Origin of the sequence: Paenibacillus enshidis (assembly GCF_042136365.1) — a bacterium.
Lineage (GTDB): Bacteria > Bacillota > Bacilli > Paenibacillales > Paenibacillaceae > Paenibacillus > Paenibacillus enshidis.
This window is the reverse complement of the sequence record NZ_JBHHMI010000006.1, coordinates 107,718-134,693: the sequence shown is the minus strand read 5'-3', so window position 1 is coordinate 134,693 and position 26,976 is coordinate 107,718. Positions and strand designations below refer to the sequence as shown.

22 protein-coding genes, 4 tRNA genes and 1 riboswitch are annotated in these 26,976 nt (G+C 50.6%); of the genes, 18 read left to right on the top strand and 8 right to left on the bottom strand.

What is annotated here, in order from left to right; genetic code table 11:
- Positions 1 to 79: 79 nt before the first annotated feature.
- Both ACE41H_RS09415 and ACE41H_RS09410 read right to left on the bottom strand, forming a co-directional pair.
- Positions 80 to 3,469 carry a glycine betaine ABC transporter substrate-binding protein gene (locus ACE41H_RS09415; RefSeq protein WP_375354964.1) on the bottom strand — a complete coding sequence of 1,130 codons (3,390 nt, stop codon included), beginning with the start codon at positions 3,467 to 3,469 and terminating at the stop codon, positions 80 to 82.
- A complete protein-coding gene (locus ACE41H_RS09410; protein WP_375354963.1) occupies positions 3,444 to 4,664 on the bottom strand; it encodes a quaternary amine ABC transporter ATP-binding protein in 1,221 nt (406 codons plus the stop codon). Before ACE41H_RS09410 ends, ACE41H_RS09415 begins: the two co-directional genes overlap by 26 nt.
- A gap of 581 nt (positions 4,665 to 5,245) precedes the next feature.
- Between ACE41H_RS09410 and ACE41H_RS09405 the strand changes: the two genes are divergently transcribed.
- Both ACE41H_RS09405 and ACE41H_RS09400 read left to right on the top strand, forming a co-directional pair.
- The gene (locus ACE41H_RS09405) at positions 5,246 to 5,830 is read left to right on the top strand and encodes a GbsR/MarR family transcriptional regulator (RefSeq protein WP_375354962.1); all 585 of its coding nucleotides are present in this window, start codon (positions 5,246 to 5,248) and stop codon (positions 5,828 to 5,830) included.
- 70 nt (positions 5,831 to 5,900) lie between these two features.
- Positions 5,901 to 7,376: a carboxylesterase/lipase family protein gene (locus ACE41H_RS09400; protein ID WP_375355072.1), complete on the top strand. Its 1,476-nt coding sequence runs from the start codon at positions 5,901 to 5,903 to the stop codon at positions 7,374 to 7,376.
- 76 nt (positions 7,377 to 7,452) lie between these two features.
- Here ACE41H_RS09400 and ACE41H_RS09395 read toward each other — a convergent pair whose 3' ends face one another.
- Both ACE41H_RS09395 and ACE41H_RS09390 read right to left on the bottom strand, forming a co-directional pair.
- Complete coding sequence (locus ACE41H_RS09395; protein ID WP_375354961.1) at positions 7,453 to 9,417, bottom strand: methyl-accepting chemotaxis protein; 1,965 nt, start codon at positions 9,415 to 9,417, stop codon at positions 7,453 to 7,455.
- A gap of 247 nt (positions 9,418 to 9,664) precedes the next feature.
- Positions 9,665 to 10,615, bottom strand: a complete 951-nt coding sequence (locus ACE41H_RS09390; protein ID WP_375354960.1) for a DMT family transporter — start codon at positions 10,613 to 10,615, stop codon at positions 9,665 to 9,667.
- Between the two features lie 178 nt (positions 10,616 to 10,793).
- Positions 10,794 to 10,940, bottom strand: a riboswitch (FMN riboswitch).
- A gap of 221 nt (positions 10,941 to 11,161) precedes the next feature.
- On the opposite strand from ACE41H_RS09390, the gene ACE41H_RS09385 reads away from it, so the two are divergent.
- The 5 genes from ACE41H_RS09385 to ACE41H_RS09365 all read left to right on the top strand — a co-directional run bounded on the left by ACE41H_RS09385 (position 11,162) and on the right by ACE41H_RS09365 (position 17,167).
- The gene (locus tag ACE41H_RS09385) at positions 11,162 to 12,439 is read left to right on the top strand and encodes a DUF4367 domain-containing protein (RefSeq protein ID WP_375354959.1); all 1,278 of its coding nucleotides are present in this window, start codon (positions 11,162 to 11,164) and stop codon (positions 12,437 to 12,439) included.
- A 212-nt stretch (positions 12,440 to 12,651) separates the two neighbouring features.
- On the top strand, positions 12,652 to 13,833 hold the full coding sequence (gene alr / locus ACE41H_RS09380) for an alanine racemase (protein ID WP_375354958.1): 1,182 nt from the start codon (positions 12,652 to 12,654) through the stop codon (positions 13,831 to 13,833).
- 348 nt (positions 13,834 to 14,181) lie between these two features.
- Positions 14,182 to 14,463 (top strand): CopG family ribbon-helix-helix protein, encoded by a 282-nt coding sequence (locus tag ACE41H_RS09375; protein WP_375354957.1) that lies wholly within the window; start codon positions 14,182 to 14,184, stop codon positions 14,461 to 14,463.
- 6 nt (positions 14,464 to 14,469) lie between these two features.
- Positions 14,470 to 14,820, top strand: a complete 351-nt coding sequence (locus tag ACE41H_RS09370; RefSeq protein ID WP_375354956.1) for a type II toxin-antitoxin system PemK/MazF family toxin — start codon at positions 14,470 to 14,472, stop codon at positions 14,818 to 14,820.
- Positions 14,821 to 14,965: 145 nt separating this feature from the next.
- Positions 14,966 to 17,167, top strand: coding sequence for a Tex family protein (locus ACE41H_RS09365; RefSeq protein ID WP_375354955.1), 2,202 nt, complete (start codon positions 14,966 to 14,968; stop codon positions 17,165 to 17,167).
- Positions 17,168 to 17,238: 71 nt separating this feature from the next.
- Here the strand turns inward: ACE41H_RS09365 and cmpA are convergent, their stop codons facing one another.
- Complete coding sequence (gene cmpA, locus ACE41H_RS09360; protein ID WP_375354954.1) at positions 17,239 to 17,382, bottom strand: cortex morphogenetic protein CmpA; 144 nt, start codon at positions 17,380 to 17,382, stop codon at positions 17,239 to 17,241.
- A 159-nt stretch (positions 17,383 to 17,541) separates the two neighbouring features.
- Here cmpA and ACE41H_RS09355 point away from each other — a divergent pair, with 159 nt between their 5' ends.
- The 3 genes from ACE41H_RS09355 to ACE41H_RS09345 all read left to right on the top strand — a co-directional run bounded on the left by ACE41H_RS09355 (position 17,542) and on the right by ACE41H_RS09345 (position 18,211).
- A complete protein-coding gene (locus ACE41H_RS09355; RefSeq protein ID WP_375355071.1) occupies positions 17,542 to 18,021 on the top strand; it encodes a SprT family protein in 480 nt (159 codons plus the stop codon).
- 22 nt (positions 18,022 to 18,043) lie between these two features.
- Positions 18,044 to 18,119, top strand: a tRNA-Asn gene (locus tag ACE41H_RS09350).
- A 4-nt stretch (positions 18,120 to 18,123) separates the two neighbouring features.
- Positions 18,124 to 18,211 (top strand) — tRNA-Ser (locus tag ACE41H_RS09345).
- Positions 18,212 to 18,273: 62 nt separating this feature from the next.
- Here the strand turns inward: ACE41H_RS09345 and ACE41H_RS09340 are convergent.
- Positions 18,274 to 19,230, bottom strand: coding sequence for an ArsR/SmtB family transcription factor (locus ACE41H_RS09340; RefSeq protein WP_375354953.1), 957 nt, complete (start codon positions 19,228 to 19,230; stop codon positions 18,274 to 18,276).
- A 335-nt stretch (positions 19,231 to 19,565) separates the two neighbouring features.
- Here ACE41H_RS09340 and ACE41H_RS09335 point away from each other — a divergent pair, with 335 nt between their 5' ends.
- From ACE41H_RS09335 to ACE41H_RS09320, 4 genes are all read left to right on the top strand, one after another.
- Positions 19,566 to 20,903 carry an ABC transporter substrate-binding protein gene (locus tag ACE41H_RS09335; RefSeq protein ID WP_375354952.1) on the top strand — a complete coding sequence of 446 codons (1,338 nt, stop codon included), beginning with the start codon at positions 19,566 to 19,568 and terminating at the stop codon, positions 20,901 to 20,903.
- A 65-nt stretch (positions 20,904 to 20,968) separates the two neighbouring features.
- Entirely contained in the window at positions 20,969 to 21,865 is an 897-nt protein-coding gene (locus tag ACE41H_RS09330) for a carbohydrate ABC transporter permease (RefSeq protein ID WP_375354951.1), read from the top strand.
- On the top strand, positions 21,865 to 22,755 hold the full coding sequence (locus ACE41H_RS09325) for a carbohydrate ABC transporter permease (protein ID WP_375354950.1): 891 nt from the start codon (positions 21,865 to 21,867) through the stop codon (positions 22,753 to 22,755). The genes ACE41H_RS09330 and ACE41H_RS09325 overlap by 1 nt, the downstream gene beginning before the upstream one ends.
- A 33-nt stretch (positions 22,756 to 22,788) precedes the next feature.
- Positions 22,789 to 23,748 carry a glycoside hydrolase family 43 protein gene (locus ACE41H_RS09320; protein WP_375354949.1) on the top strand — a complete coding sequence of 320 codons (960 nt, stop codon included), beginning with the start codon at positions 22,789 to 22,791 and terminating at the stop codon, positions 23,746 to 23,748.
- A gap of 291 nt (positions 23,749 to 24,039) precedes the next feature.
- On the opposite strand, the gene ACE41H_RS09315 is transcribed toward ACE41H_RS09320, so the two are convergent.
- Positions 24,040 to 24,918, bottom strand: coding sequence for a Cof-type HAD-IIB family hydrolase (locus ACE41H_RS09315; RefSeq protein WP_375354948.1), 879 nt, complete (start codon positions 24,916 to 24,918; stop codon positions 24,040 to 24,042).
- A complete protein-coding gene (locus tag ACE41H_RS09310) occupies positions 24,915 to 25,706 on the bottom strand; it encodes a DeoR/GlpR family DNA-binding transcription regulator (RefSeq protein WP_375354947.1) in 792 nt (263 codons plus the stop codon). The genes ACE41H_RS09315 and ACE41H_RS09310 overlap by 4 nt, the downstream gene beginning before the upstream one ends.
- A gap of 200 nt (positions 25,707 to 25,906) precedes the next feature.
- Here ACE41H_RS09310 and ACE41H_RS09305 point away from each other — a divergent pair.
- The 4 genes from ACE41H_RS09305 to ACE41H_RS09290 all read left to right on the top strand — a co-directional run bounded on the left by ACE41H_RS09305 (position 25,907) and on the right by ACE41H_RS09290 (position 26,908).
- Positions 25,907 to 25,978 (top strand) — tRNA-Glu (locus ACE41H_RS09305).
- Positions 25,979 to 26,096: 118 nt separating this feature from the next.
- A tRNA-Leu gene (locus ACE41H_RS09300) sits at positions 26,097 to 26,179 on the top strand.
- 230 nt (positions 26,180 to 26,409) lie between these two features.
- A complete protein-coding gene (locus ACE41H_RS09295; RefSeq protein ID WP_375354946.1) occupies positions 26,410 to 26,565 on the top strand; it encodes a hypothetical protein in 156 nt (51 codons plus the stop codon).
- Positions 26,566 to 26,584: 19 nt separating this feature from the next.
- Entirely contained in the window at positions 26,585 to 26,908 is a 324-nt protein-coding gene (locus ACE41H_RS09290; protein ID WP_375354945.1) for a MarR family winged helix-turn-helix transcriptional regulator, read from the top strand.
- The last annotated feature ends 68 nt before the right edge of the window (positions 26,909 to 26,976 follow it).

Here is a 26,976-nt window from a genome sequence, read left to right as displayed (position 1 = left end):
GAGCAATTCTAATGGGACAGTTTAATAAAAAATTCCCCGAAGCCATCAAACTTCGGGGAATTTTTGTTAATGGATAATATTACGAGTGCAAGTCCTCTATGGAACTGATGTCAACGTATGCTGGAACGACAAGTCCGGAAGATACACCTGTCATGCTTGTACCCACATCAACAATATCATCTTTATACTGTGCGTAATAATCAGCGTGGGTGAGGGGCAGCCAGGCTGCCGCACTCGCATCCACATCGCCGGTAGCGACACCGATCCACATCGGTCCGGGCTCTACCTGCAGGGCAGTGACTTTGTAACCCAAATCATGTTCAAGCACATACTTGAGCACATTCGTGCTGGCAATCTCGGAGTCCCAGGCAGCATAGCTTAACTTAAATGCATCTCCGTTCACAGGCTGCAGGCCCTGGGTCCAATCCTTCACCTTTTCAGGATGGGCATCCGCCCATCCCTTGGCTGCCTGTTCAGGCGGTGTACCCTCCTGGATTGCAATCATAACTTCACCCATGTCCTCTGCAGTCCATTTGAACCGGCTAAGGAATTCATACGCGACAGGATGATCTTCCTGCAGCCCCAAACGGCCGATAGTGTGAATCTCTTCTGGATCACCGTACGATTTCTTGGGGTCCTTAAGATACTTCAGCTCGTATTTGTTGAACATCCAGTGAGGCGACCAGCCTGTAACAACAATCGGCTCCTGCTTCTTGATGGCATCATCCAGCGCTGCGGTCATTGCGGCAGGAGAGCCTTCTATCAGCGTCCAGTCTGACAAATCGTAATCCTTCATGGCGTTTGCAGTGAGCCTCATCAAGCCCGCACCCGGATCGGTGCCGACAATTTTGTAACTGACTTTCTTGCCGAAATCCCCGGAGGCAGCGGTATCCGCTGCTGCTCCGTCTTTCAAATCTTCAATGGAGTTAATATTCATATATGCGGGAACGACAAGGCCGGTTTTTACACCCGTCATATTCGGTCCCAGATCATCCAGTTTATCCTTGTACTCAGCCCAGTAATCGGCATGAGTCAGGGGCAGCCAGGCTGCAGGGGAAGCGTCGACATCGCCGTTTGCCACCCCGGTCCACATCGGTCCGGCTTCCACCTGGAGCGCATCCACCTTGTAGCCCAGTTCGTGCTCAAGCACATATTTGAGCAGGTTTGTGCTGGCAATCTCGGAGTCCCAAGCGACATAACTCAGCTTGAAGGTATCGCCGCTCACCGGCTGCAGGCCCTTCGTCCACTCGGCAACCTTATCGGCATGCTTGGTCGCCCAGTCCTGTGCCGCCAGCTCAGGGCTTGCGCCTTCCTGTATGGCGGTCATCATTTCACCCATATCCTCCGAGGTCCAGGCAAACCTGTTGAGGAATTCATAGGCGGTCGGATGATCTTCCTTCAGTCCTTTGCGGGCGATGGTATGGATCTCCTCAGATTCCCCGTAGGTTTTCTTCGGGTCCTCCAAATATTTGAGATCATATTTATTGAACATCCAGTGTGGTGTCCAGCCTGTAATGATGATCGGCTCCTGGTTTTTGACAGCTTTGTCGAGGGCGGCGGTCATCGCTGCCCCGGAGCCTTCAACCAGTGTCCAGTTGGTCAAATCATAATCCTTGATCGCCTGCGTGGTTGATTTCATAATACCTGCACCGGCATCAATGCCGATAATCTGATGGTCCACCTCGTCTCCAACGGCATTCGGCGGAGGGGCTTGCCCGCCTTTCAAATCTGCAATGGAATTGACGTCCATATAGGCAGGAACGACAAGTCCGGTTTTCACGCCCGTCATATTGGGTCCCAGATCATCCAGTTTATCCTTGTACTCAGCCCAGTAATCGGCATGAGTCAGGGGCAGCCAGGCTGCAGGGGAAGCATCAACATCACCACTTGCGACGCCGGTCCACATCGGTCCGGCTTCCACCTGGAGTGCCTCTGCTTTGTAGCCGAGGTCATGCTCAAGCACATATTTGAGCAGGTTTGTGCTGGCGATCTCCGAATCCCAGGCAACATAGCTCAGCTTGATCGTGTCGCCGTTCACCGGCTGCAGGCCCTTCGTCCATTCGGCAACCTTGTCGGCATGCTTGGTCGCCCAGTCCTGTGCCGCCTGCTCGGGGCTTGTGCCATCCTGAATGGCGATCATCATTTCGCCCATTTCATCTGAGGTCCAGGCGAAACGGTCCAAGAATTCATAGGCTATCGGATGATCTTCCTTCAGCCCTTTGCGGGCGATGGTATGGATCTCCTCAGATTCCCCGTAGGTTTTCTTCGGGTCGTCCAGATATTTGAGATCATATTTATTGAACATCCAGTGTGGTGTCCAGCCTGTAATGATGATCGGCTCCTGATTTTTGACAGCCTTGTCGAGAGCTGCGGTCATGGCCGCTCCCGAACCTTCGATCAGTGTCCATTCGGTCAAACCGTAATCCTTGATGGCCTGCGCGGTCGATTTCATAATGCCGGCGCCGGCATCGATCCCGATAATCTGGTATCCGACCTCTTCGCCTACGGTTGAACCTGCATTGCTGTTGCTGGCAGCGGTGCCGGATCTGTCAATATATTGGGTAAATCCGACGGCAAGAATGAGTACGGTGGCAGCAGCGGCGATCCAGGCTTTTTGCTTGCCTTTGACCCGGCTCTTGGCGCGTTTCCCGGGCTTGAACAGACTTTGGGTAAAACGGTCAAGCACAATCGCGAGCACCACAACGGCCAGACCGGCTTCAAAGCCTTTGCCGATCTGCAATTGGGTCACAGCACGGTATACTTCCGCACCGATGCCCTGTGCGCCGATCATGGACGCGATGACCACCATGGACAGGGACAGCATGATCGTCTGGTTGATGCCCGCCATCAGGGTAGGCATTGCCAGCGGAAGCTGCACCTTGAACAGCTTCTGGCCCGCTGTGGAACCGAAAGCGTCAGCCGCCTCCACGAGCTCGCCGGACACCTGCTGAATCCCCAGATTGGTCAAGCGGATCGTTGGCGGTATAGCGAAAATAACGGAAGCGATCACGCCAGGAACGACACCCAGACTGAAGAAGGTTACAGCAGGAAGCAAATAGACAAAGGCAGGCATCGTCTGCATGAAATCAAGCAGAGGGGTAATGATGCGCGAAGCGGTTCTGCTGTAGGCACACCATATTCCAAGCGGAACACCCAGAATGATGGAGATTAACGCGGAGGTAATGACAAGCCCCAGTGTATTCATCGTCTGGGTCCAGTAGCCCAGATTGTCGACCAGCAGGAAGCCGATGACCGTAAACAGCGTGAGCGGCAGCCTTCCGATCAAGTAAGCGATAATCCCCACAATCAGGATAAAGAGTAGCGGATGGGGCATCAGGAATAGTCCTGCAAAGAACCCAACGACGCTTTGAATTACGGTTGAAATGACGCTGAACAATCCGCCAAGATGAAGACCCATCCAATCGACGATGGCCTGAATCCATTCAGCGAGCGGTATTTTCGGCAGCATCGGCATTCACCTCCTTGATGGATACTTCTCCGGCAAGCGCGCCGAGCACTGCACCGCGCACAATAACCCCTTGAAGTCTGCCGTTGTTATCAACAACAGCCAGAGGTACTTTGGCCGAGCTTGTAATTTCAAACAAATCATTCATGACGGTTTCCGGCGCCACTTGCGGGCCGTCCGTAATCAGAATGTCGTTCAAATTCCGGTCTTGCTTCAGGGCTATCGACGTGTCTTCAGCCGTAATGACGCCCAGCAATTTTTTGGAACGGTCTATAACAAACAGATTGGAAATTCCGCGTTCACGCATAAGTCCCAGTGCAACCCGCGGTCCCCGGTCCAATGTGATCGTTTCGGGTCTGCGCATAACATGGGCGGCTGTCAGTACCTTGGACAGGTCCACGTCTTCCACGAAGCGTTCGACATAGGAGTTGGCCGGCTGAATCATAATTTCTTCCGGTGTGCCGATTTGTACAACAGCCCCGTCTTTCATCAGGGCGATCCGGTCACCGATCCGCAGCGCTTCGTCCAGGTCATGGGTAATGAAGATAATCGTTTTTTTCATCTTATCCTGCAGTTCCAGCAGTTCGTCCTGCATATCTCTGCGGATCAGCGGATCAAGCGCGCTGAAGGCTTCGTCCATCAGCAGAATTTCAGGATCGTTGGCAAGCGCACGGGCCAGACCAACACGCTGCTGCATGCCGCCGCTCAGTTCATCAGGCATTTTATCAGCCCAGGTTTTCAGGCCAACCAGCTCCAACGCTTGGCGAGCCATTTCTTCGCGCTCGCTCTTATCCACCTTTTGAATTTCCAGCCCGTATTCCACATTTTCAAGTACGGTCCGGTGTGGGAACAAGGCGAATTTCTGGAACACCATGCTGATCGTTTTGCGCCGTACCTGACGCAGCTGCTCCTTGCTCATTTTGCGCAAATCCTTGCCATGAACGAGGATTTCCCCGGAGGTCGGCTCGATCAGGCGGTTGAACATCCGCACCAGCGTCGATTTCCCGCTGCCGGACAAGCCCATGATGACAAAAATCTCACCCTGCCGGATTTCCATGCTGGCCCGGTTTACACCGACAGTAATTTGCTTTTCCTTGGCAAGTTTTTCCTTCGTCCAGCCCTGCTCAAGGAGCGCGACTCCCTGTTCAGCCCGCAGCCCGAACAGCTTGCTTACATTTTTGACTTCCAAAATGGTCATGTAATCCACCTCTTCTCTATATCTTTCGCTTTCCATTAACCCCACGGTGCTTGAGAGGTTGTTCAAAAGTCATCTTTTGATCACGAAGGAAATCAGGAAGCGGACTCGACATCGAATCTTGAATTCAGCCGGTCCTTCCGGTGCTCACGTACCCCACGTACGCTCCGCTCCTCAGTCCCTAGTTTCATCCAACTCAAGCGTTTTGAAAAAACGCACTTCGAAAGCATAGGCTTCGGTGCTGAAAACCTGACTTTTTGAACACACACTTGTATGGCGATTGACACAAGTCAATGGATTTTACACGGTCAGCGTTTGGATCCGGCTGACAACGTAAACAATTGTAACAGAGCTTTTGTAAATTTATCAAATGAAAATTCTGTTCATAAGGAACGTACAGAAAAAACTGTACGAACCAATGCTATATAATTCTCATGTATCCTTTAGGATGCTCCACGATCCGTTTCTTTACAACAGAATCAGCTTTTTTTAAAATAGACAAAGATTTAAATCTTACAACGGATGATACTGCGAACAAATAAGGCAGCTGCCCCGTCTAAGCATATGAACAGGAGGTTGCAAGCATGAGCTTGGACCATTTAGATGAAAAGCAGCAGGAATCCCTGCAAAAAATAAGGAAGAGGGTCATAGAAGCGATCGGTAAAAATATGGATTTATACGGGGTAACGCTTTCCACGGGGCATCTGTACGGCCTGCTTTTTTTTGCCGATAAACCGATGACGCTTGATGATATGGGCCGGGAAATGGAAATGAGCAAGACAAGCATGAGCACCAGCATGCGCACGCTGCTGGATTTGAAAATGGTGAACAAGGTGTGGACCAAGGGCTCCCGTAAGGATTTATATGAGGTAGAATTTGACTGGCACCAGACCTTTACCGATTATTTTGCCATCAAGTGGCGCAAAGCGGTGGAAATGAATCTGCAGGTGCTGCGGAAGGCGATCTCTGAAGTAGACAAGCTGTTGATGGATGAGGACGCCAGCGAGGCGGTGAAAGAGGTGCTGCTGCGCGACCGCGGCAAAATGAAACAGGCGGAATCCTATTATAAATGGTTGGACCGCCTGATTGATGCGATGGAGGATGAGAAGATTTACGAGCTGGTTCCGAAGGAAGAAGATGATAAAATAAAGACAGAACACAAAAACTAGATAAGGCATGGTGCTTGCCTGGGAAAAGGGCGGGAGCATCGTCATGCTTATTTTCGAGGGAGAGATTCGCATGGTGAGCATACGGGTCAGTACGAAGAATGGCGAGCTTCAGGGTACAGAAGCGGACGGTATTTTTTCGTGGAAAGGCATACCTTTTGCACAGCCGCCGGTAGGGCCGCTCCGTTTCCGCGCTCCCCAGCCTCCGCAAGCCTGGGAGGGAATTCGGGACGCTTCACAGTTTGGTCCGGTTTGTCCCCAGCCGCAGAAGTCGGCTGAAGGCATCTTTGGATCGCGGACAGGGCAGCCTGCTCCGTCGGAGGACTGTCTGTATTTGAACGTTTGGGCGCCAAAAGCGGATGCTCCATGTCCTGTTATGGTATGGATCCATGGCGGTACATTTGTGACAGGGTCCGGAAGCATGTCCCTGTATAATGGAACAGCGCTGGCAAACAACGGCGGTGTGGTGGTCGTTACGATTAATTATCGTCTGGGTCCGTTCGGATTTCTGCATCTTTCGCCTTTTGGAGAAGATCTGGTCTCCAACGCGGGGTTGCTGGATCAGATTGCGGCTCTGCAATGGGTTCAGGAGAACATCCGGGAGTTCGGCGGCGATCCGGACAATGTGACGATATTCGGCGAATCGGCTGGTGCCATGAGTATAGCAGCACTGCTGGCGATGCCGGCTGCCAGGGGATTGTTCCGTAAAGCGATACTTCAAAGCGGCGCATCCCAGGTGCTTAATCCGAAGGACGCCACAGGCCTTGCGGCTGCTTTTCTGCATGAGTTGGGGGTAGATGCATCCAGCAGGGAGCGCCTTTCAACACTTCCTACAGAGGCTATTGCCGCAGCAGGATTCAAATTGTATGAAAAATTCGGTTCCTCCGGGGTTGCGATGCTCTTTCAGCCGGTGGTAGACGGCAGCTCGCTGCCGGAGGAGCCGCAGAAAGCCATTGAACACGGAGCAGCTCAAGATGTGGCTGTCATGATCGGCACCAACCGTGACGAAGGCGCATACTTCGTGAGAGGGCCGGAGCATTTGATCAGCGCTGAAGCCGCTGCCCAGGCCATTCAGGCGATGACAGGGATAACCCATGCCGCCGAGCTTTCCGGCCGGTATCCCGTCAGTGTGGAAGGACAGGCGCAGCTAATGACAGACCTGTACTTCTGGCGTTCGGCGGTACAATACGCATCTGGTCAGGCAGGTTACGGCCCGGTCTGGATGTACCGGTTTGACTGGTGCATGCCGGGACACCCGTTCCTGGGCAAATCGGTGCATGGGGCGGAGATTGCGTTTGTATTTGACAACCAGCAGCAATTGAAGGAACTGAACATCACGCTGACTGAAGAGATGAAGCGCCTGTCACGATGGATGCAGGATGCCTGGGTATCCTTTGCCAGCAGCGGGAACCCCTCTACTCCGGAGCTGGACTGGCCAAGATATGATCTGAATGAACGGGCTACCGTTATTTTCAACTGTGACACTACGGTTGTCCGGGACCCGGATGCGGAGAAGCGAGTCCTCTTCATTGCTGCAGCGAAGAACTGATTCTGCTTGTTCGCAAGCAGCCAAAGGACCTCTTCCATTGTTGGTATGGAAGAGGTCCTCTTTATAAATTCAGGTATTATATCGTAAAACGCTTAACCATTTGCTGCAGGCTTTCCGCCATATTCGCGAGCTCCTGGGTGGAGGAAGAGATTTCCTCCATCGCGGCCATTTGCTCCTCTGCGGAAGCCGATGTCGTCTGTGCGCTTTCGGCAGACTGCTTGGACATGTTGGCCAATTCAGTAACGGTAGCGGACACCTCCTGTGTGCTCGCCGAAATTTGTTCAGCGGCAGCGGACACCGTCTGGATCTGGTCCACAATATGGGCTGTGGAGCCTTCGATGCTGTTGAACGCCGTTTGCGCTTCTTCGCTGACCCGCAGACCCTCGTTGACCTGATTGCGTACCTCGGTGTTCATTTGATGGGTCGACCGTTCGATCAACTCCACCATCTGTCCGATGATCGTGCTGATTTCGCCGGCTGTATGCTTGGATTGCTCGGAGAGCTTGCGGACCTCCTCGGCCACAACAGCGAATCCACGGCCTGCTTCGCCTGCTCTGGACGCTTCTATCGATGCGTTAAGCGAGAGCAGGTTGGTCTGCTTGGCGATGTCGGCAATCGCATTATTCATCTCCCGTGCATGATCCGACAGCTTGGAGAGCTCGTCGATGGAGTCTCCTGTTTCGCGTACGGCCTGTAAAATGCGGTCCATCTGGCTGCGCACGGTGGTGATCTTGTGGCTTCCATTAGCAACGTCGTGTTCCGTCCGGGATGCAGAGTCCACAATGGAGGTTGCGGATTCGGCAATAGAGCTGACGCCCCTTGCCATTTCTTCTACGGCAAAGGCGGTTTGCTCCGAGGATTCAGCACTGGCTAATGCCGTTTCTGCCGTCTCCTGTACCGTTTCCGCGACAGACTGAACGGACAGGGTGGTCTGCTCGGTGCTTTCCTTAATCACTTCAGCCGACGAAGCCAAATGGCTTGAGGTTTGATTGACCTCCGACACCATCGCATGCAGGGATTGCGTCATCTGGTCAAAATCGCGGGCAAGCTCGCCGAACTCATCATTTCTCTTCAGATGGATGCGTTCCGTCAGGTTGCCTTCACTGATGATTTTGGTTCCTCTTTGCAATCTGCCCAGTGGTACCATAATGCTGCGCAGTGTCAAGAATATAATGACGGCCGCTGCGACAATCGACACAACAATGACCACGAGGCTGTTGATCAGTATCGGCTTGACCGCCTGATCATAATCCTGGTTGTCATAGATGCCGTAGATATTCCAGCCCGTCAGCGGCTGATTGGTGGAAAAGACATCCGCCAGCAGCCCGAGGAAGCTGATGCCATGAGCTGCAGCGGTCTCGCCGTTTGTGTCCACAGCAGGCAGCCCTTTCAAGAGGTCCCCCGGTTTTTTCTTGCTGTTGATATATGCAGGGCCGACCCCTGCGACGATCATATTTTCATCATTGGTGATGATTAATCCGCCGTGCTCGCCGATTTTGATATCCTTCAGATTGTCCGTAAGACTCTGCAGGCTAAGATTCAAGGTGAGCGCACCCTTGCCGTCAGGCAAAGATCTGGAAAACGTGACGACCAGATTGCCGGTAGAGGTGCTGACCACAGGTTTGCCAACAAAAACGTCTCCGTTCAGCTTTATGCCTTCCTGGTACCAGATTTTCTCAAGCGGATCATACTCCGGATCGACCTTGGCGGGTGATCTGACATAGCTGCCATCTTCAGTTGCGATAACGACTCCATCCAGCTTGGAGTACGTGGCCATCATCTGATCCAACGTCTGCTGAACCTGTTCCGGATGCTCGGTGACGTCCTCTGATGAGAGCACTTTCACAAACATGTTCAGAGTATTTATAACTGGCTGCACATACTCCGTAATATTGGAATCGATCAATCCGATATTGGTTGTTACCGCATCGGAAATGTTGCCGCGCAGCTTGTTACTGGCACTCTGGTAGGAGAAATATCCTATGAACAGGCTGGGAACAAGGAGTACGACCAAGAAAGAAGCAATCAGCTTTGTTCTCATTAAACCGATGTGTCTCCTGAATTTAGCGAATAAGCTTTTGGAATGAATGTTGTCCATATGTATTCTCCTATTTCAAAATTTAACTGCTGTTATGTTATTCGACTAAATTCGAGTTAAAATAAAGAGCTTATAGACCTAGTTATAATGTAAAAATAATACATTAATCCCAAAAGAAAAGTTATTGAAAAAAACGACCGCGTTCCTTTTATAGGAACGCGGTCGTTGCATAATGAGGCATAATCTCGTCTCATGTTGAAGCCTCCCTGGGCTGTCTGGAAATGAGAAATAGCGTAATCCAGATCAGCACAAAGCCGGTAAGCTGTGCAAGGGTGACCAGTTCGTGAAAGGCGACCCAGTTAATGAGCACGCCAATCATTGGGAAGCTGAGCTCGGCCAGCGTGGCATAGGAGGCCTTGGTAGAACTAAGCCCCTTGTAGTACAGCGCCATGCTGAGCAGTCCGGGCAGCAGTGCCTGCAGCACCAGATTCAGAATTACGGCACCAGCGGCCCATGTGCCTGACGGAAGCTGCCAGGGAGCCTGCTCCACAGAGGTCATTACGAGCAGCAGGGGCAGAGCCAGCATAAAGCGCAGGGAGGTTACTGTCTCATATTTCATGGTGCCAAGTAAATATCTGCCCATGACGGTGGAGCCGCCCCATAAAGCGGCAGCGCCTAACGAGAGCAGGCTGCCGATTTGCATAAATTCGTTGACATGGCTGAAAGGCATCGACCAGCCGAAGGTCAGCATATAAGTGCCGGCCAGCGCGACCAGCAGCAAAACACTGAAGTAGCGGGGCAACAGTTCCTTCAAAATGATTCTGGCCATGATGATGGCAAAAAGAGGCTGCATCTTCTGCAGCAGCAGCACCGCATTCGGATTGCCGTCAGACAGGGCCATCGTGAACAGCACGGTGGCGAGGGCCGAACCGCCCCAGGAAATGAACAGCAGAGCCAGGACGTGGCGCAGCCGCACCCGCTTTAATTCTCCGCGGTGTCGCCATAACACCGGCGCGGCGCATATAAACAGAATTACATGCTCCAGCAACACAATCTGCGTGGAGGTCAGATGATCCAGCAGCAGGATGCGGAACAGGGGATCAACGCCCCATAAGGCTGCTCCGATGACGACGAGCCAAAAGCCGCTTTTTACAGGTGCTTCCCGCAAAATAGCTGTGGATGACGCTGTAGTTTCACTCATGATTGTTAGCTCCTTTGTGGATAAAGGACCCATAGAGGCAAAAGCCCCCGCTCGCGTGTGGTTAAACACGGACGGGGACTGATGATCAAATAAACCTGAACGTATACGACATCACAGGAAGTTGAATGAGCCCAAAAGAGCAGACTGTTCCCCGTGAACCCGCTAACGTGGTTTATTGTGTGATCTTCTTCCATCCGGACTGTACCGTCGGCTTTGGCATCTCACCAAATCAGTCCGCTGTCTGAATGACAGGCAGCGGAGTCGCGGGCTCGGCTCCAGGAGCCATACCGCCGGTCGGGAATTTCACCCTACCCCGAAGATCCTTATTCCGTTTTTTTAGATAGTATATATTCTACAGCTGTCTGCATGCTTCGTCCAGTGAAAATTACATGAAGGAGGCAGGGATATTTCATGAAGTTTCAGAATTTTGAATGAATCGAAAGCCAGTATTTAGACGCAGCTTGTCAGGCTAGTCAGCATAAATCGAACAAGTCTTTCATAGACATGTACTAATTCGAATTAAAACATGCTGAAGGGGTTGATGATATGCGCCGGAGTTCATGGATACTTGCCATGATCATGTGCGTGACCGTGCTGCTGGCTGGCTGCGGCAAGAAAAGTGCGGACGATGTGGTTAAAGATTTAAGTGATGTGGTAAGCGGGATGGACAGCTATCACGGTACGGCGCTGATGACCCTGCATACGGGCCAGACGCCACAGGAATATCTGGTGGATATATCCTACCGCAAGCCTTCGTATTATCGTATAGCCATGACGAATGAGAAGAAGGATATTACCCAGATTGTGCTGCGGAATGATGAGGGGGTATTCGTCCTTACACCAAGTCTGAACAAAAGCTTCCGCTTTAAAAGCGACTGGCCGGATAATCAGGGGCAGGTCTATCTGTACGAGACATTGGTGCGCAGCATCATAGGGGATGAGACTCGCCAGTTGGCTAACGATGACAAAGCCTACATCTTCGATGTTGCCGCTAATTACAACAGCCATGCGCTTGTCCGCCAAAAAATCTGGCTTGCCAAGGACAATTATGCCCCGCAGCAGGTGCAGGTGTCCGACGCCAATGCCAAAGTTGTAGTCGATTTGAAATTCAGCGATTTCAAATTCGGAACCGAATTTGACAAGGATGCCTTTGATATGGAGCGCAATATGGGTGCAGGCAGCACGGCTGTTCCGCCATCCAATTCAGGGGACACGAAGGACGCGCAGCCGCAAGCGGAGACTGGGGAGACTGGGGGGAACAAGCCATCGGACAACCCGGATCAAACAGGAACCTCGGATGAAACAGGAGACCCGGATCAGGCGGGAACGGGTACGAGCGGGCCGGCAGCAGGTGAAGCTAACGGGACGGAGGAGCAACCGGCTGCTGATGGTATCGAGGCCAGTGATGCAGATGCCGGGGCCGGGGAGCCGAATGCAGGAGCTGACGGCCAATCTGACCAGGGAAGTGAAGACCCGGCCATGAGTGAATTCGGAATTATTGAGCCGACCTACATGCCTGCAGGCGTGCAGATGAGGGATATGCCGGAAATCGAGGACAGCGAGACCTACGCGGTGATGATGCGTTATGCCGGACAATACAATTATACGATTGTGGAGAGCCGGCCGCTTGATCGGGCTGTATCCCTTGCGGCAGGCGATCCGATCGATATGGGCTTTGGTGTGGTAGGTGTATTGACAGGAGATCAGCAGCAGACTTTGACCTGGATGATGGACGGTGTGGAGTTCAGAATTACGAGTGCGGACCTGCCTGTTCAGGAAATGATTCAAATTGCCGCGTCTATGCAGGATCAATCGGGTAAATAAATCCTTATAGGCGGATAGTGATGGTTGGTAGGGTACTCGCTCTGCTGCTGCCGCTGTCCGTCTTTTTTCATCCGCTGTTTTCCTGCATTTGTATATGTCTGGCCCTGCTTCATTGACAGTCGCGGCACGGAACATTACCATGGTAACTATTCAGCTTACATCGCAGCGTGCGATCCGGCTCGCATCCAAGACTTTGAAGAAGGTGACCTACAGTGCAAGTACAATACAGACCGACCCGAGCGGAAATCAATCTTGATCATTTGCGCTTCAATTACCAGGGCATTCGCCATGCGCTGCCACAGCAAATGAAGCTGTTGGCGTGCGTCAAGGCCAATGCTTACGGTCATGGAGCGGTAGAGGTATCGAGAGAGCTGGAGCAGCTCGGGGCTGATTATCTCAGCGTGGCATTTCTGGACGAAGCCATTGAACTTCGCAGGGCAGGAATTACCCTGCCTCTTCTGGTTCTTGGCTATACGTCACCGGAGGCTGTGCAGACGGCATGGGAGAACGAGATTACGTTGACGCTGTTCACGACAGAGGTGCTGGAGGCCGTTCAGGCGCTTGACCGTAAAGGGAGCCCGCGCCGGTTGAAGGTGCATATCAAAATTGACAGTGGCATGGGACGTCTCGGCTTGCTGCCGGATGAAGGCGCATTCGCCTTTATCGAGAAGGTCTGGAACACGGAAGAGGCGGAACTGGAAGGAATGTACACTCATTTTGCCCGGGCGGATGAAGAAAATAAAAGCTATACACTGGAACAATACCGGAGATTTCAGGGTGTGGCGTCGGCGCTGCAAGGGAAAGGCTATTCCATTCCCATCATACATACGGGAAACAGTGCAACGGCTTTGGACATGCCGGGGCTGTCTTTCGACATGATCCGGATCGGCATCGCCATGTACGGCTTGTATCCTTCCCATGAGGTGAACCGTCAGGCTGTTGAACTGCTCCCGGTTTTGACGCTGAGGACCGAATTGTCCTACGTCAAAACTCTTCCCCCTGGCTGGGGCATCAGCTATGGGACCCAATATACAACAGCTTCCCAGGAGCTCATCGGTACGCTTCCGGTCGGTTATGCCGACGGATATTCGCGGATGCTGAGTGGTAAAGCGGAAGTATTGATACGCGGCCGTCGCGTTCCGGTATTGGGCACCATTTGTATGGACCAGTGTATGGTTTCTTTGCAAGCTTTCGCCGCAGAGGCGGAAGAAATTCAGGCCGGCGAGGAGGTTGTTCTCATCGGCCAGCAATCCGGCGCGATCATTTCCGCGGATGAGCTGGCTTCCTGGCTAGGGACCATCAACTATGAGGTGGTCTGCATGATTGCGAACAGGGTCCCGCGGCTATATATGCGCGGAGGCCGGATAGTCACCCGCAGGAACCCGTTATTGTAGCATGTTTTGCCAATGGATAACGAATTACCGGTTTTTTCTTCATCTAGAAGCAAAAAATGAGGAAATGACAAGAGAAACGATATGAACAGGCAGGAGTTTGCGTGGAGTGTCTCGAAATATGTTGTGTGAGAGGCGAGGAAAATACTATGCTGGCGCCTAATCGGGAGCATGCTGCGGGCAGATGGGTGTTTTTTGACAGGAAACGCACTGTACGCGAATGCCATGGTTAGTTTATAATGGGATGCAGCATAGTTGATATACTGCCAACATATATATATCTTGTATAAATTACCGGGGATAACGTTATAATGGTACAATGGCGATAAGGTTGTGGGGGGTGGAAGGAAGTTGGCTAACTTGCAGAACACCAAAAGGATTATGATCAGTTTGCCTGATTATCTTCTTCAGGAAGTGGACGGGATCGTAGCTATGGAGAATTCCAACCGCAGTGAATTTATAAGGCAGGCCATGAAGCTGTATTTGAGCGAACGGAAGAAACGGTATATTCGTGAAGCGATGCAGCGGGGATACATGGAAATGGCTAAGATTAATTTAACCATGGCATCCGAGGCTTTTTACGCGGAGGAAGATGCAGACAGCACTCTGGGCCGCACAGTTAGCGGGGTGTAATCGATATTGATCGTTAAGCGCGGCGACGTTTTTTTTGCAGATCTTTCACCCGTTGTCGGTTCCGAGCAAGGTGGAGTACGGCCGGTACTGATCATCCAGAATGATATTGGCAACCGGTTCAGCCCTACCGTAATCGTAGCGGCGATTACTGCCCAAATCCAGAAGGCAAAGCTGCCGACGCATGTGGAAATTGATGCGGCGACACATGGCTTTGACCGCGACTCTGTCGTCCTGCTGGAGCAAATCCGGACGATCGACAAGCAGAGGTTGACTGACAAAATAACCCATTTGGATGAAGAAACCATGCGCAAAGTAAGCGATGCGCTTCAAATCAGTGTGGGGCTGATTGATTTTTAGCATCGGACGGATGAAGAATATCAAGGGCCGTACTGGCAAGTACGGTTCTTTTTTTGCCATAAACAGAAGCAGTTGCAGCCCGCTGCAATCGGGTTAGTATGATGGATAAGCTCCGTTGTATGGGGCTGGAGGGAGTTTTGGTTACATGTCTAATGTAGTTGATGAAGTGCAGCAGAAGCGTCAGGAACGGATTATTAAGCAGGTGGCGGAGGAATTGTCGTTGTCCCTGAAGCAGGTGCGTACGACGACCGGCCTGCTGGATGAAGGAAATACGATTCCTTTTATTGCCCGTTACCGTAAAGAGATGACGGGGGAGCTTGATGAGAACCAGCTTCGTCAAATCGAAGAGCGGGTGCAGTACCTGCGTAATCTGGAGGACCGCAAGCTGGAGGTCCTCCGGATAATCGAGGAGCAGGGCAAGCTGACGGAGGAGCTGCAGAGCGCCATCGAAAATGCGGTCAAATTGCAGGAAGTGGAAGACCTCTACCGTCCTTATCGCCAGAAGCGCAAAACACGGGCCAGCGTCGCCAAGGAAAAAGGGCTTGAACCGCTGTCCGTATGGATCTGGAATCAGCCGAAGCAGGGCGATGTGCTGCAGGAAGCAGAGCGTTATGTTGACCCGGAAAAAGGTGTCGATACTGCCGAGGCCGCGGTGCAGGGAGCGCTGGATATTTTGGCTGAAAATATTGCCGATGATGCGACCATCCGCAAATGGGTGCGCCGCTACACGCTGGACCAAGGCATGCTGACCTCGGAAGCCAAGGATGCGGAAGCGGAGTCTGTCTATGAGAATTACTACAGCTATCGTGAGCTGGCCAAGAAAATGCCGCCACACCGGATTTTGGCGATTAACCGCGGGGAGCGCGAAGGCTTTCTGAAGGTCAGTCTGGAGGTTGCACCGGAATCGGTTCACCGCTACATTGCCGGCCAGATCCAGAGGAGCCCGTCTGTCGTTGACCATTTGATTACAGCTGTCATTGAAGATGCATATAAAAGGCTGATCGCCCCGTCTATTGAGCGTGAGGTAAGAGCGGAAATGACGGAAAAAGGGGAGAATCAGGCGATCTCCATTTTTTCCGGCAATCTGCGCAGCTTGCTGCTGCAGGCTCCAATCAAGGGACAGCGGGTTCTCGGCGTGGATCCTGCCTACCGTACGGGCTGCAAACTGGCAGCTGTAGACGATACCGGCAAGCTGCTGGAGGTGGCTGTTACGTATCCGACTCCGCCCAATAACAAGAAGAAGGAAGCTGCCGAGAAGTTCAAGGAACTCATTGACAAGTACGATGTCGAGCTGATTGTAATCGGCAACGGCACGGCTTCACGGGAAACGGAGCAATTTGTCGCAGATTTGATCGCTGAACTGAAGAGCAGCAAGCTGTCTTACCTGATCGTAAATGAAGCGGGTGCCAGTGTCTATTCTGCGTCCAAGCTGGCCCAGGAGGAGTTCCCGGATCTGGATGTGGCGGAACGGAGTGCGGCTTCCATTGCCCGCCGGGTGCAGGACCCACTCGCCGAGCTTGTTAAAATTGAGCCAAAAGCGATCGGCGTCGGCCAATACCAGCATGACGTTTCCCAAAAACATCTGGAAGAAAGCCTGAAAGCTGTCGTTGAATCCGCCGTTAACCATGTCGGTGTTGACGTGAATACAGCTTCACCGTCGCTGCTGTCCTATGTGGCCGGCATCAATACGACCATTGCCAAAAATATTGTAAAATTCCGCGAGGAGAACGGAAAATTCGTCAACCGCCGCCAATTGCAGAAGGTATCCCGCCTTGGAGCCAAAACCTATGAGCAGTGTGTCGGCTTTATGCGCATTACGGGTGGAGACAATCCGCTTGATCGTACCCCGATTCACCCGGAATCTTACGAGGTGGTAAACCGCCTGTTCCAGGAGATGAATATCGATCAGCAGGAGATCGGCTCCAGGCAGGTGGCAGACCTGCTGGCTGCTCAAAATCCGGAGCGGCTGGCGGAGAAGCTGGGTGTAGGCGTGCCGACGCTGCGCGACATTCTGGACAGCCTGCAGCGTCCGGGCAGAGATCCGCGGGATGAACTGCCGCTGCCGGTATTCCGCAAGGATGTGTTGAAGATTGAAGATCTGACTCCTGGCATGAAACTGCAGGGAACGGTGCGGAATGTTATTGATTTCGGCGCATTCGTCGATATCGGTATCAAGAGCGACGGCCTTGTGCATATTTCACAGCTGAAGCACGGATATGTGAAGCATCCGATGGATGTCGTATCCGTGGGTGATAACGTCACGGTCTGGGTGCTGAACGTGGACTTGAAAAAAGGCAGAGTCGGTCTTACGATGAAGGAGCCGGTCGAAGAGCAGGCACATTCCTGATTTTCCTAAAACACAGAAAAAATCATTTCGCCGGTGTGTCCATTCGGGACACCGGCTTGTTCTTTTGGTGGTCAGACGGTCTTGCCGTTCCGTGATTCCAGCGTTTTACCGGGATTTTTAACGTAGAAGAACCAGCAGTCGTTCAACAAGCGAATCTGATTGCGGTCTCTTTTGTTGAAAGCACGCATTAACTGATTTCTGAGCCATTGAGGCAACACAATCTCCTCCCCATTCGGTCGTATGTATGGTTAGCATATGGGCAACCGTCCTGATATGTTCCAGAAAGACATGCTTGACAGAACCGTGTGGGGAGGGGGTATGATTCAAAATAGTGATATAGCATGGAGAGGAGTTGGCCGGAAGTCATGCAGCCCATGAGCAACGAAGAGCTACAGCGCTGGGTAGAACGTATATCTGTTGATTATTTCGGCGCTCCCTTCCGTCATCGAGCGATCTTTAATCCCCGTCTGACCGCGACGGGAGGCAGGTATTTTTTGAAGAGCCACGATATCGAAATTAACCCTCATCAGTTGACCGCATACGGACATGCAGAGGTAGAGAGCATTATCAAGCATGAGCTGTGCCATTACCACCTTCATTTAAGCGGCAGGGGGTACAAGCACCGGGATGAGGACTTCAAGCGCCTGCTTGCCAAGGTAGGAGGAAGCAGACACTGCCGCGCGCTGCCCGGAAGGGAGAAGGCGAAGAAATTGCCTTTCCGCTACAAGCTGTTATGCCGTACCTGTGGCCAGGAATATTTGCGTAAACGCAAAATGGATCCTTCCCGCTACCGCTGCGGCAAGTGCTCAGGCCAGCTGCAGCTTCTTCGCCTTGACGTTGTAACTCAATCATGATAAATTATAAAACAAAGAATGTTCCCTGATAGCTCAGTCGGTAGAGCACTCGACTGTTAATCGAGTTGTCACAGGTTCGAGTCCTGTTCGGGGAGCCAGTATGGAGAGATACCCAAGTGGCTCAAGGGGACCCTCTGCTAAGGGGTTAGACTGCGTAAGTGGTGCGAGGGTTCGAATCCCTCTCTCTCCGTTTTGATTCAGAAAAAACCGTTCGTTGGCTTCCACCAATGAACGGTTTTTTTGTTATCCGCATCAATCCGCATTTATCGTTAAGGAGGCGCTTCGTGTCTCCGCAACCCAATGCTCATCGTAAAGCACACGAGCCAATAAATCCTGATTATAATTGCCGAAATTTTTTCCGTAAATCGTCATTCCGCGTTTGTTCACCGATTTGTCGGCTACGGCAATCCGGAAGGTAAGCTCACTTTTATAATCCAGCCCGATATCCTGCAAAGTCACATCCGAGATGCGGCAGCCATCAATAAAGCTGCCATCCTTGTTGATGCGGATCAGCTTCAGCATCCCGTATTGATTCAGGTGAGGGGGCCACCAATCCGGATTGAAGGTTCCGCGCATATCACCGAAATCCCCGGGACTGGTCCAATAGCCGATTTCCGTGCCATTGATATAAAAATACAGGTCAGAAGGATAATTGTCGGAATAACCGGGAGCCTCGCTGCCCAGCTCCAGAGAAAACTGGATTTCGCGGAAGGACTGGTTCGGTTTCAGATAGTTGGGAATACGATATTCCAGAAAACCTTCACTCATCCAGATAATGCCTGAATTGATCCGCTGCGGATCCGCGAAATAACGGGGATCGTCAAAATCTCCGATAATACTGTCCTTGGTTGCAAGCCCACAGGTCGGAAAAGCCTGATAGTTACTGTAATGGCCCACCTGAATCTCCACCTCGTACAAATTGTCGGTGTCCTTGCTGCGCAGATCAACCATGAGCTTATCCTTGTTTAAATAACAGACCTTCTGAATTCCGTGCTTTCCGACAGAGGTGTTGATTTCAATAAGTCCGCTGTCCTCCAATTTTTTTATATGCATGGTAATAGCTCCGTTGCTGAGGTTGAGTCTTCTTGCGATTTCATTTAAATTCAGCTCCTGATTGCTGGCCAGCATCTCCAGAATCTGCAGGCGAATTTCCGAGCTGAGCGCCTTGAAAATATCAATACCGCTCATCAGGTCCTTAATATAGATCATGATACAGTACCCTCTTCCACGAAACTTTTTATTTTAGGTAAGTATAAACTAAATTGCCTGAAAAGCAAATGAACAATACTTTTTGTGTGAAAAATGATGAAAAAACAGGTGCTAAAGTCGAAAATCAAATGTTTATTTTAGAAAAAAATGAATTTAAACTGTGAAATCATGACCTTTTCATCCTGAATTTTTATGATTTCATTGCTAATAGTATTATAATTTTATATTTTTATAAACCATTTTATATTTTTTATTTACAACAGATTCCGTTCTATGCTATTTTATTTCTGTAAGCGGATACAATCAATTGAATTTTTACATAGGGAGGGTCAAGCATGAAGAAAAAATGGTTTTTGATGCTCACGGTAATTTCGATGGTTTTATTCCTTTGGGGTTGTGGCAACTCTTCAAGCAATAAGGGTGCGGGAGGGGAAAACGAAGTTCTCGATGGAGGTGCAGGCGAAAATGCAACCGAACTTTCTTTTTGGACCTTTGTTGAACTGCATGGAAAGCATTTTGAGAAAATGCTGACAAAGTGGAACGAAGCCAACCCGGACCGTCAGATCAAGCTGAACGTGACGGTCATGCCGTATGATGACATGCACAACAAGCTGTCGATTGCCCTGCAGACAGGTACCGGCGCTCCGGACATTGCCGATATTGAGATTGGCAAATTCCCTGATTTCCTGGAAGGAACTCCCCAACTGGAATCGCTGAACGATGTCATTGATCCGTACCGGGATACGATCGTAAAGTCACAGATTGATCTGTACAGCAAGGATGGCGTAACTTACGGAGCTTCGACTCATGTAGGCGCGACGGTGGCTTTCTATAACACGGAAATTCTCAAGGAAGCCGGTGTGGATTACACCACCATCAAAACCTGGGACGATTTCAAGAAAGCGGGTATCCAGGTTTATGCCAAGACCGGTAAGTATATGGCTACAGCCGACACCAGCGCGCTATGGCAGTCCTCCATGATGCTGGCCCAGCAGGGAGCGGATCTTACGGATGACAACGGCAAGCCAGTAGTGAATTCTCCGGAAATGATCAAGGGGCTTACCGTTTTAAAAGATTTGCAGGATAACAATGTTCTTGCGACGATTGCCGGCGGACAGCCTGATACGGAAGAAGCATACGGGGAGTTTAACTCCGGGAATTATGCGACCATTTTTATGCCGCTTTGGATGATGTCGCGTTACACGAACTATATGCCGGATTTGGCAGGAAAAATTGCGCTTGCTCCCCTTCCGGTCATGGAAGAGGGCATGCCTAGATCGCTTGGCGGCGGCGGAACCGGCACAGTCGTTACCAAAACGGCCAAGGATGTGCAGTTAGCCAAGGAGTTCGTAGCATTCGCAAAACTGTCGAAGGAAGCGAACATCGAAATCTGGAATACGCTTGGGTTTGATCCGGTGAACATGGACATCTGGAATATGAAAGAGGTTACCCATAACCCTGACAACGAGTTTGTAAAGTATTTTATCAACAATCCGTTCGATGTATTAAATGAGATCAAGGATGAAATCCGGCTGATCAAATCGACATCTGCAAGTCCAACCATCAATAATGTGCTCTGTACGGTGACGTTGAACGAAATATTTGAGGACGGAAGGGATATCACGGAAGCGCTGAATGATGCACAGGCGCAAATCGAACAGGAATTGCAATAACCAGAGAGACAGAAGCGGGCTGCTCTGCATAGAGCGGCTCGATTTTAAAGAAAGGAGTGGGAGATGTGATTAAAAATTTCCTGTACTCGCAGAAGGTTGCCCCTTACGTCTTTGTGCTGCCGTTTGTTATTGTTTTCGCCGTCTTCTGGGTATATCCGCTGCTCAGCTCCTTTGAAATGAGCTTCCAAAAAATATCGCTCGGCCAGGAAGCAAGCTGGGTAGGGTTGGACAATTATACCAAGCTGATGGGGGACGGCATCTTCTTGAAGGCTGTCATTAACAGTGCCATCTACATGGTTCTTACTTTGGTGATTCTCATTCCTTTCCCGATGCTGTTCGCGGTTCTGATCAACAATAAATTTATGTGGGGAAGAGAATTTTTTAAGTCCTCCTTCTTCTTTCCGGCGCTGACCTCCGTGGTGGTGGCGGGGACGATTTTCCGGCTCATGTTCGGGGAAATGGACGGTTCGCTTATCAACAGTGTTTTGGGCTGGTTTGGGGTAGAGCCAGTCAAGTTCTTGAAAGGCCAGGTCACCGGGTTTATCGCTTTGCTGGCATTGGCTGCCTGGAGATGGACCGGTGTGAACATGCTGTATTTCCTGTCAGGCCTCAAAAACATCCCTGATGAATATTATGAAGCGGCTTCGATTGACGGAGCCTCCGCCTTTCAGAAATTCAGAATGATTACGATGCCCTTGCTGAAGCCAACGACCATCTACGTGGTGACGATCAGTATCTATGCGGGACTGGCCATGTTTATTGAGAGCATGATGCTGTGGAACGGCAACAATTCGCCGAAGAATATCGGCCTTACCATCGTCGGCTATCTGTACCGCCAGGGCATTGAGAAGAACAATCTGGGCTATGCGGCGGCGGTCGGGATTGTACTGCTGGCGATTACGATGCTGATTAATTTGACGCAGCTGGCGTTTTCCGGCCTGTTTAAAAAGGAGGATCGGTAATGAAAAAGGAGCTTGCCCCAAATGCATATCCTGCTGTCCGGGAGCACGGGCTTAATACGGGAAAGGGGCTTTTTGCCAAGATTACTCTGGTTGTCTTTTTCACGGCCCTCTGTATCCTTATTTTACTTCCGTTTTATGCGATCGCTATTTCCTCCTTTAAGCCGGGCCAGGAGCTGATCCGGTACGGACTGAATTTAAGGTTCGACCTGTCTGTCATGAACTTTGACAACTACATTTATTTGTTTACCGGCAATCACGCTTATTTTAGCTGGTTTTTTAATTCACTGGTGCTTACGATTGTGCAGGTTGTCCTGACGCTGCTGATCAGCGCAACGGTGGCTTACGGCTTCTCGGCTTATGAGTTTAAAGGGAAAAACTTTCTGTTTATCTGTGTGCTGCTCATTATGATGGTTCCCTTTGAAATATTGCTGCTGCCCTTGTACACGCTGATCAACAATCTGGGCATGATGAATACCTATTCGGCCATTGTTCTGCCGGGTATCGCGAGCGCGGCCACCATTTTCTTCTTCCGGCAGTATCTGAGCGGAGTGCCCAAGGAAATTATCGCAGCAGGCCGGGTCGATGGGGCTAGTGAGTACGGCATTTATATTCGCCTCATTCTTCCGATCATGAAGCCGTCATTTGCGGCAATGGCCATCCTGAACGGGATGAACAGCTGGAACAACTTTCTCTGGCCGTTCATGGTTCTGAGCGATGAAAGCAAATACACGCTGCCGATCGGATTGAAAACGCTGCTGACCCCATACGGGAACAACTATGATCTGCTGATCGTGGGCTCGTTTTTCTCCATCATCCCGATTTTTATATTATTCGTGGCTTTTCAGAAATACTTTATCGACGGGATGACGGCTGGAGCTGTGAAAGGTTAGAGTGTGCAGATTTTCTAGGAAGGAGTTATGAATATGAAAACGGTCAAAAAATATCACAATCCGCTGATAGAGCAGCGCGCGGACCCGTGGGTGTACAGACATACGGACGGATATTACTATTTCACGGCCTCTGTCCCGGAGTACGACAGAATTGAGGTGCGACGTGCCGCCACCATTGAGGGTTTAAGTCTGGCCGAGCCGGTTGTGGCCTGGCGCAAATATGATACAGGACCGCTCAGCGCGAATATTTGGGCTCCGGAAATCCATTTTATCGAAGGAAAATGGTATATCTATTTCGCCGCTGCCCGCACGACGGAAACGAAGGACGGCTTGTTCGATCACCGGATGTATGTGCTGGAGAATGAATCTGCAAACCCGCTGGAAGGGGAATGGATCGAGAAGGGACAGGTCAAGACGGCCTGGGAATCCTTTGCTCTGGATGCCACTTCCTTTGAGCATCGGGGAGTCAGGTATTATGTATGGGCGCAGAAGGACCCGGACATTCAGGGCAATTCGAATCTGTACATATCGGAAATGAGTAATGCCTGGACTTTGACAGGACCGCAGACGATGATCGCCACGCCTGAGCATGCCTGGGAGGTGATTGGCTTCAGAGTGAATGAAGGGCCGGCTGTGCTGAAGCGGAACGGGCGTATCTTCATTACGTTTTCGGCCAGCGCCACCGATTTCAACTACTGCATGGGTTTGCTGTGGGCGGATGAACATGCTGATCTGCTGGATGCCGCCTCCTGGGTCAAGGAGCCGGAGCCGGTCTTCCGGACGAGTGAGGAGACGGCACAATACGGGCCGGGGCATAATAGCTTTACCGTAAATGAAGAGGGGGAGGATGTGCTCATCTATCATGCGCGGAATTATAAAGAAATTAGCGGGGACCCCCTGTACGATCCGAATCGCCATACCCGGGCGCAGGTCTTTCATTGGAAAGAGGACGGAACACCCGGCTTTGGGCATCCCGTTCGTGATGGAGGCTGACTAGGGCGCTCCTTTCGGTTGTTGTGAGACGCTCCGAGAACGAAGCATTCCTCCCATCGCTGTTGACCCCAAATTTCAAATTATTTTTTTAGTGGATGAAATTCGGGGCCAAAGGCGAACGCTGCCGCTTGTCCGGAATTGCTTCGTTCTCTCCGCTGCTCTGTGCATCCCCCTACTTACCCCAAAGCTTCGCTTATGTTGCCCTGTATTGGCTACGCACCATCTTAAAGCACCTGCAAAATAGGTCAACCAGAAGTTCCTGGTTGACCTATTTAGATGCTTCCTTACCATTTAGGGATTCGACGGAGATGGAGAGGCTTCTTTAAGCAGGCGTTCAATGGCATGGGCAACTCCGTTCTCTATGTTGGTCAGAGTCACTTCGTCACAGAGGGCTTTAATCTCATCATGCGCATTGCCCATGGCAATACCCTTGCCCGCAGAGGTCAACATGGAAATATCATTGTAACTGTCACCTATGGCGACCGTCTCTTCCAAGGGGATACCTAAATGGTTGGCCAGATAGGAGAGGGCATTGCCTTTGGATGCCCGGGTATCCTCCACTTCGAAGTTATGATCCGAGGACACGACCATGGTCAATGAGGAATCGTTGCGAAAGCGGCTGCGTCCTTTTTCAAGCTTATGTTCTTCTAAAGAGAACGCGAGAATGTTATAAATTTCAGCCTCTTGCGGGATGTGTTCATAAGAAGCGATCCGTACAATTCCAGCTTGCGAGTACTGTTTCTCCGTAGCATATATAAGCTCCTTCAAGGTGACATCAGGATTGGCGCTTAGTACCCGATCCATTTCGATCGTTAAAATTTGATGCCCTTTCTGCGGCGAATAGATGGCCTGATCAGTCATGATCTCGTAATAAAATTCGTTTTCCTCAAGCCAAGCCAGGACGGAGAAAGCCTGACTGCGGTCCATCGGGCAGGAGGTGAGGAGGTGTTTCTGATCATCGTGAACGACTGCGCCATTCGCGGAGATAACGGGTGCGTTCAGCCCGGATTCCCGCAGCTTTTCCTGTACATCGTATACCGCGCGGCCGGTGGCGATCGCAACCGTAAGTCCGCTTTCCTGCGCCTTCCGGACGGCCGAGGCGTTCACTTCACTGATGCGGCTGTCCGCATTCAACAGGGTTCCGTCTAAATCCACAGCAATAAGTTTCATACTTCTTCCAGCTCCTCTTCATCTTTAAAATCAGGAATAAGGATCTCAATTCCTTGACGCTGCAGCATTTCCAGCATGTCAGGTTCAGGCAGGCGGTCGGTCACGATGAAATCGACTTCAGAGAGAGCGGCAAAACGAAAAGGACAGTCCTTGCCAAACTTTGAATGATCGGCAAGCACAAACACCTGACGCGCCTGCTTCATCATTTGATGCTTCAGCATGCCTTCCTCATCATGAACGGATGTAAAGCCGCTCGCAGATATGCCGCCTACACCGATAAATGCTTTGTCTACAAAATAGTTGGACAGGGTGGAAATGACGGTCGATCCATATACATATCTGTGCTCTTTCTCCAATTGGCCGCCAAGCAGGTGGATGGACACCCCTTTTTTGTCCGATAAAACATCCGCCTGGTTAATCGAGTTGGTAATAATAAAGCAGCTTTGCTGATCGATGAATTCGGCGCATGCGTGCACCGTAGTGGAGGAGTCGAGGATGACATGCTCTCCATCACGAATATAATGCGCAGCCACACGGCCGATGGACTTTTTCTCTTCAGACACCTTCATGAGCCGTTCTTTGTAATTTCCGATCTTGTCCTGCAGCGGATTCGGCAGGAGGGCGCCGCCGCGGGTGCGAATAATGGCCCCTTGTTCGTCCAGCTTGACGAGGTCCCTGCGTGCGGTATCGCGGGAAACGTCGAACAGGGAGCAAATCTCTTCAATGGAAATCCGCTTCTTGGTTTGGAGATGATCCAAAATGAGCTGCATCCGTTCTTCTTGATACATGGGGAGCCTCCCGACAGATAAATGCTTGATCTTTGTAAGTGATTATAATTCATTTTAAGTGTTTGTAAGTGAAATTACAATGATTTCTGACCTGTTCTGCATGAATTTATGTAATTCTAAAAAAATAAAAATAGTGCTTGTCACTCAGTATTCTATTTGATATACTCTATCTTGTCGTCACGAGAATGACAAAACAATATGGCCCGTTGGTCAAGGGGTTAAGACACCTCCCTTTCACGGAGGTAACAGGGGTTCGAATCCCCTACGGGTCATAGCTTTCTTTAAAGCTTCAGGGGTGAGAATCCATTGGGTTCGTTGGAGCATAAGCTTCGATAGGAATACATCGCAGTCTCGAGCGAAGTGAAAGTATTCCCTACGGTTCATTCATGTGCGGTAGTGGTGGAATGGCAGACACGCTATCTTGAGGGGGTAGTGGGCGTACGCCCGTGGAGGTTCGAGTCCTCTCTACCGCATAATAGTGCAAGGAATCCGGTGCAATCGTTTGCGATTGTATCGGATTTTTTTTTATTTTAGCGACTTTTGCGGCTTTTTTAAGTCTAATGTAATAGAGATGAATTTTTGTTTTGCTTTTACAAATTTTGTGTAAAATTTAGAGAAGTTAAATTCCGTTTACAAAAAATCGAAACAAAGAGTATAATCATACAAGCGAATGTTATAATATGGACAATAAGATTCATTGGATATGGAAGAAATTTTAAGAAATGATGGTGAATGGTATGAAATCCCATCTTCTGGAGAATATATCAGAAGGACTGTTGGGACTTTTTCCTTTAATAAGAAAAAAGTTGATGAAAGGGGCTCCGGTTCCCACCTCATCGCTTCCGCTATCGAACAGTAACTACCATGTGTTGTTTCTTATGCACGAAATGCGCCATTCGACAGTGTCGGAGCTTTCCAAGCAGCTAAATATTTCACGGCCCAATATGACCCCATTGCTCGATAAGCTGGTAAAGTATGACCTGGTTTCCCGGAAGCCAAGCGAGACGGACAGGCGGGTGGTGGAGGTCGAAATAACCCGCCAGGGGGACGAACTGGTCCGGGAAATAGGTGAGCGCTTGATGATCGAAATTAGAGAAAGGCTGGCCAGACTGCAAGAGAAAGATTTGGAGCGAATGAACAGCTGTTTGAATGAACTGAAAACGATTCTGCTCAAGCTGGACCAGATGGATGAAGAAAAATAGGGTGAAAAAAGACCGTTCATTATTGAATATGGACGGTCTTGCCATGTCGTATGTTATAATATTTGAGT

Coding starts and splice junctions, on each gene's coding strand:
- ACE41H_RS09390 (WP_375354960.1), bottom strand. CDS start 10,615: ATGAGTGAAACTACAGCGTCATCCACAGCTATTTTGCGGGAAGCACCT.
- ACE41H_RS09290 (WP_375354945.1), top strand. CDS start 26,585: ATGCACGAAATGCGCCATTCGACAGTGTCGGAGCTTTCCAAGCAGCTA.
- ACE41H_RS09405 (WP_375354962.1), top strand. CDS start 5,246: ATGAGCTTGGACCATTTAGATGAAAAGCAGCAGGAATCCCTGCAAAAA.
- ACE41H_RS09295 (WP_375354946.1), top strand. CDS start 26,410: ATGGAAGAAATTTTAAGAAATGATGGTGAATGGTATGAAATCCCATCT.
- ACE41H_RS09310 (WP_375354947.1), bottom strand. CDS start 25,706: ATGTATCAAGAAGAACGGATGCAGCTCATTTTGGATCATCTCCAAACC.
- ACE41H_RS09315 (WP_375354948.1), bottom strand. CDS start 24,918: ATGAAACTTATTGCTGTGGATTTAGACGGAACCCTGTTGAATGCGGAC.
- ACE41H_RS09415 (WP_375354964.1), bottom strand. CDS start 3,469: ATGCTGCCGAAAATACCGCTCGCTGAATGGATTCAGGCCATCGTCGAT.
- ACE41H_RS09325 (WP_375354950.1), top strand. CDS start 21,865: ATGAAAAAGGAGCTTGCCCCAAATGCATATCCTGCTGTCCGGGAGCAC.
- ACE41H_RS09340 (WP_375354953.1), bottom strand. CDS start 19,230: ATGATCTATATTAAGGACCTGATGAGCGGTATTGATATTTTCAAGGCG.
- ACE41H_RS09365 (WP_375354955.1), top strand. CDS start 14,966: ATGTCTAATGTAGTTGATGAAGTGCAGCAGAAGCGTCAGGAACGGATT.
- ACE41H_RS09400 (WP_375355072.1), top strand. CDS start 5,901: ATGGTGAGCATACGGGTCAGTACGAAGAATGGCGAGCTTCAGGGTACA.
- ACE41H_RS09395 (WP_375354961.1), bottom strand. CDS start 9,417: ATGAGAACAAAGCTGATTGCTTCTTTCTTGGTCGTACTCCTTGTTCCC.
- ACE41H_RS09335 (WP_375354952.1), top strand. CDS start 19,566: ATGAAGAAAAAATGGTTTTTGATGCTCACGGTAATTTCGATGGTTTTA.
- ACE41H_RS09385 (WP_375354959.1), top strand. CDS start 11,162: ATGCGCCGGAGTTCATGGATACTTGCCATGATCATGTGCGTGACCGTG.
- ACE41H_RS09410 (WP_375354963.1), bottom strand. CDS start 4,664: ATGACCATTTTGGAAGTCAAAAATGTAAGCAAGCTGTTCGGGCTGCGG.
- ACE41H_RS09355 (WP_375355071.1), top strand. CDS start 17,542: ATGAGCAACGAAGAGCTACAGCGCTGGGTAGAACGTATATCTGTTGAT.
- ACE41H_RS09320 (WP_375354949.1), top strand. CDS start 22,789: ATGAAAACGGTCAAAAAATATCACAATCCGCTGATAGAGCAGCGCGCG.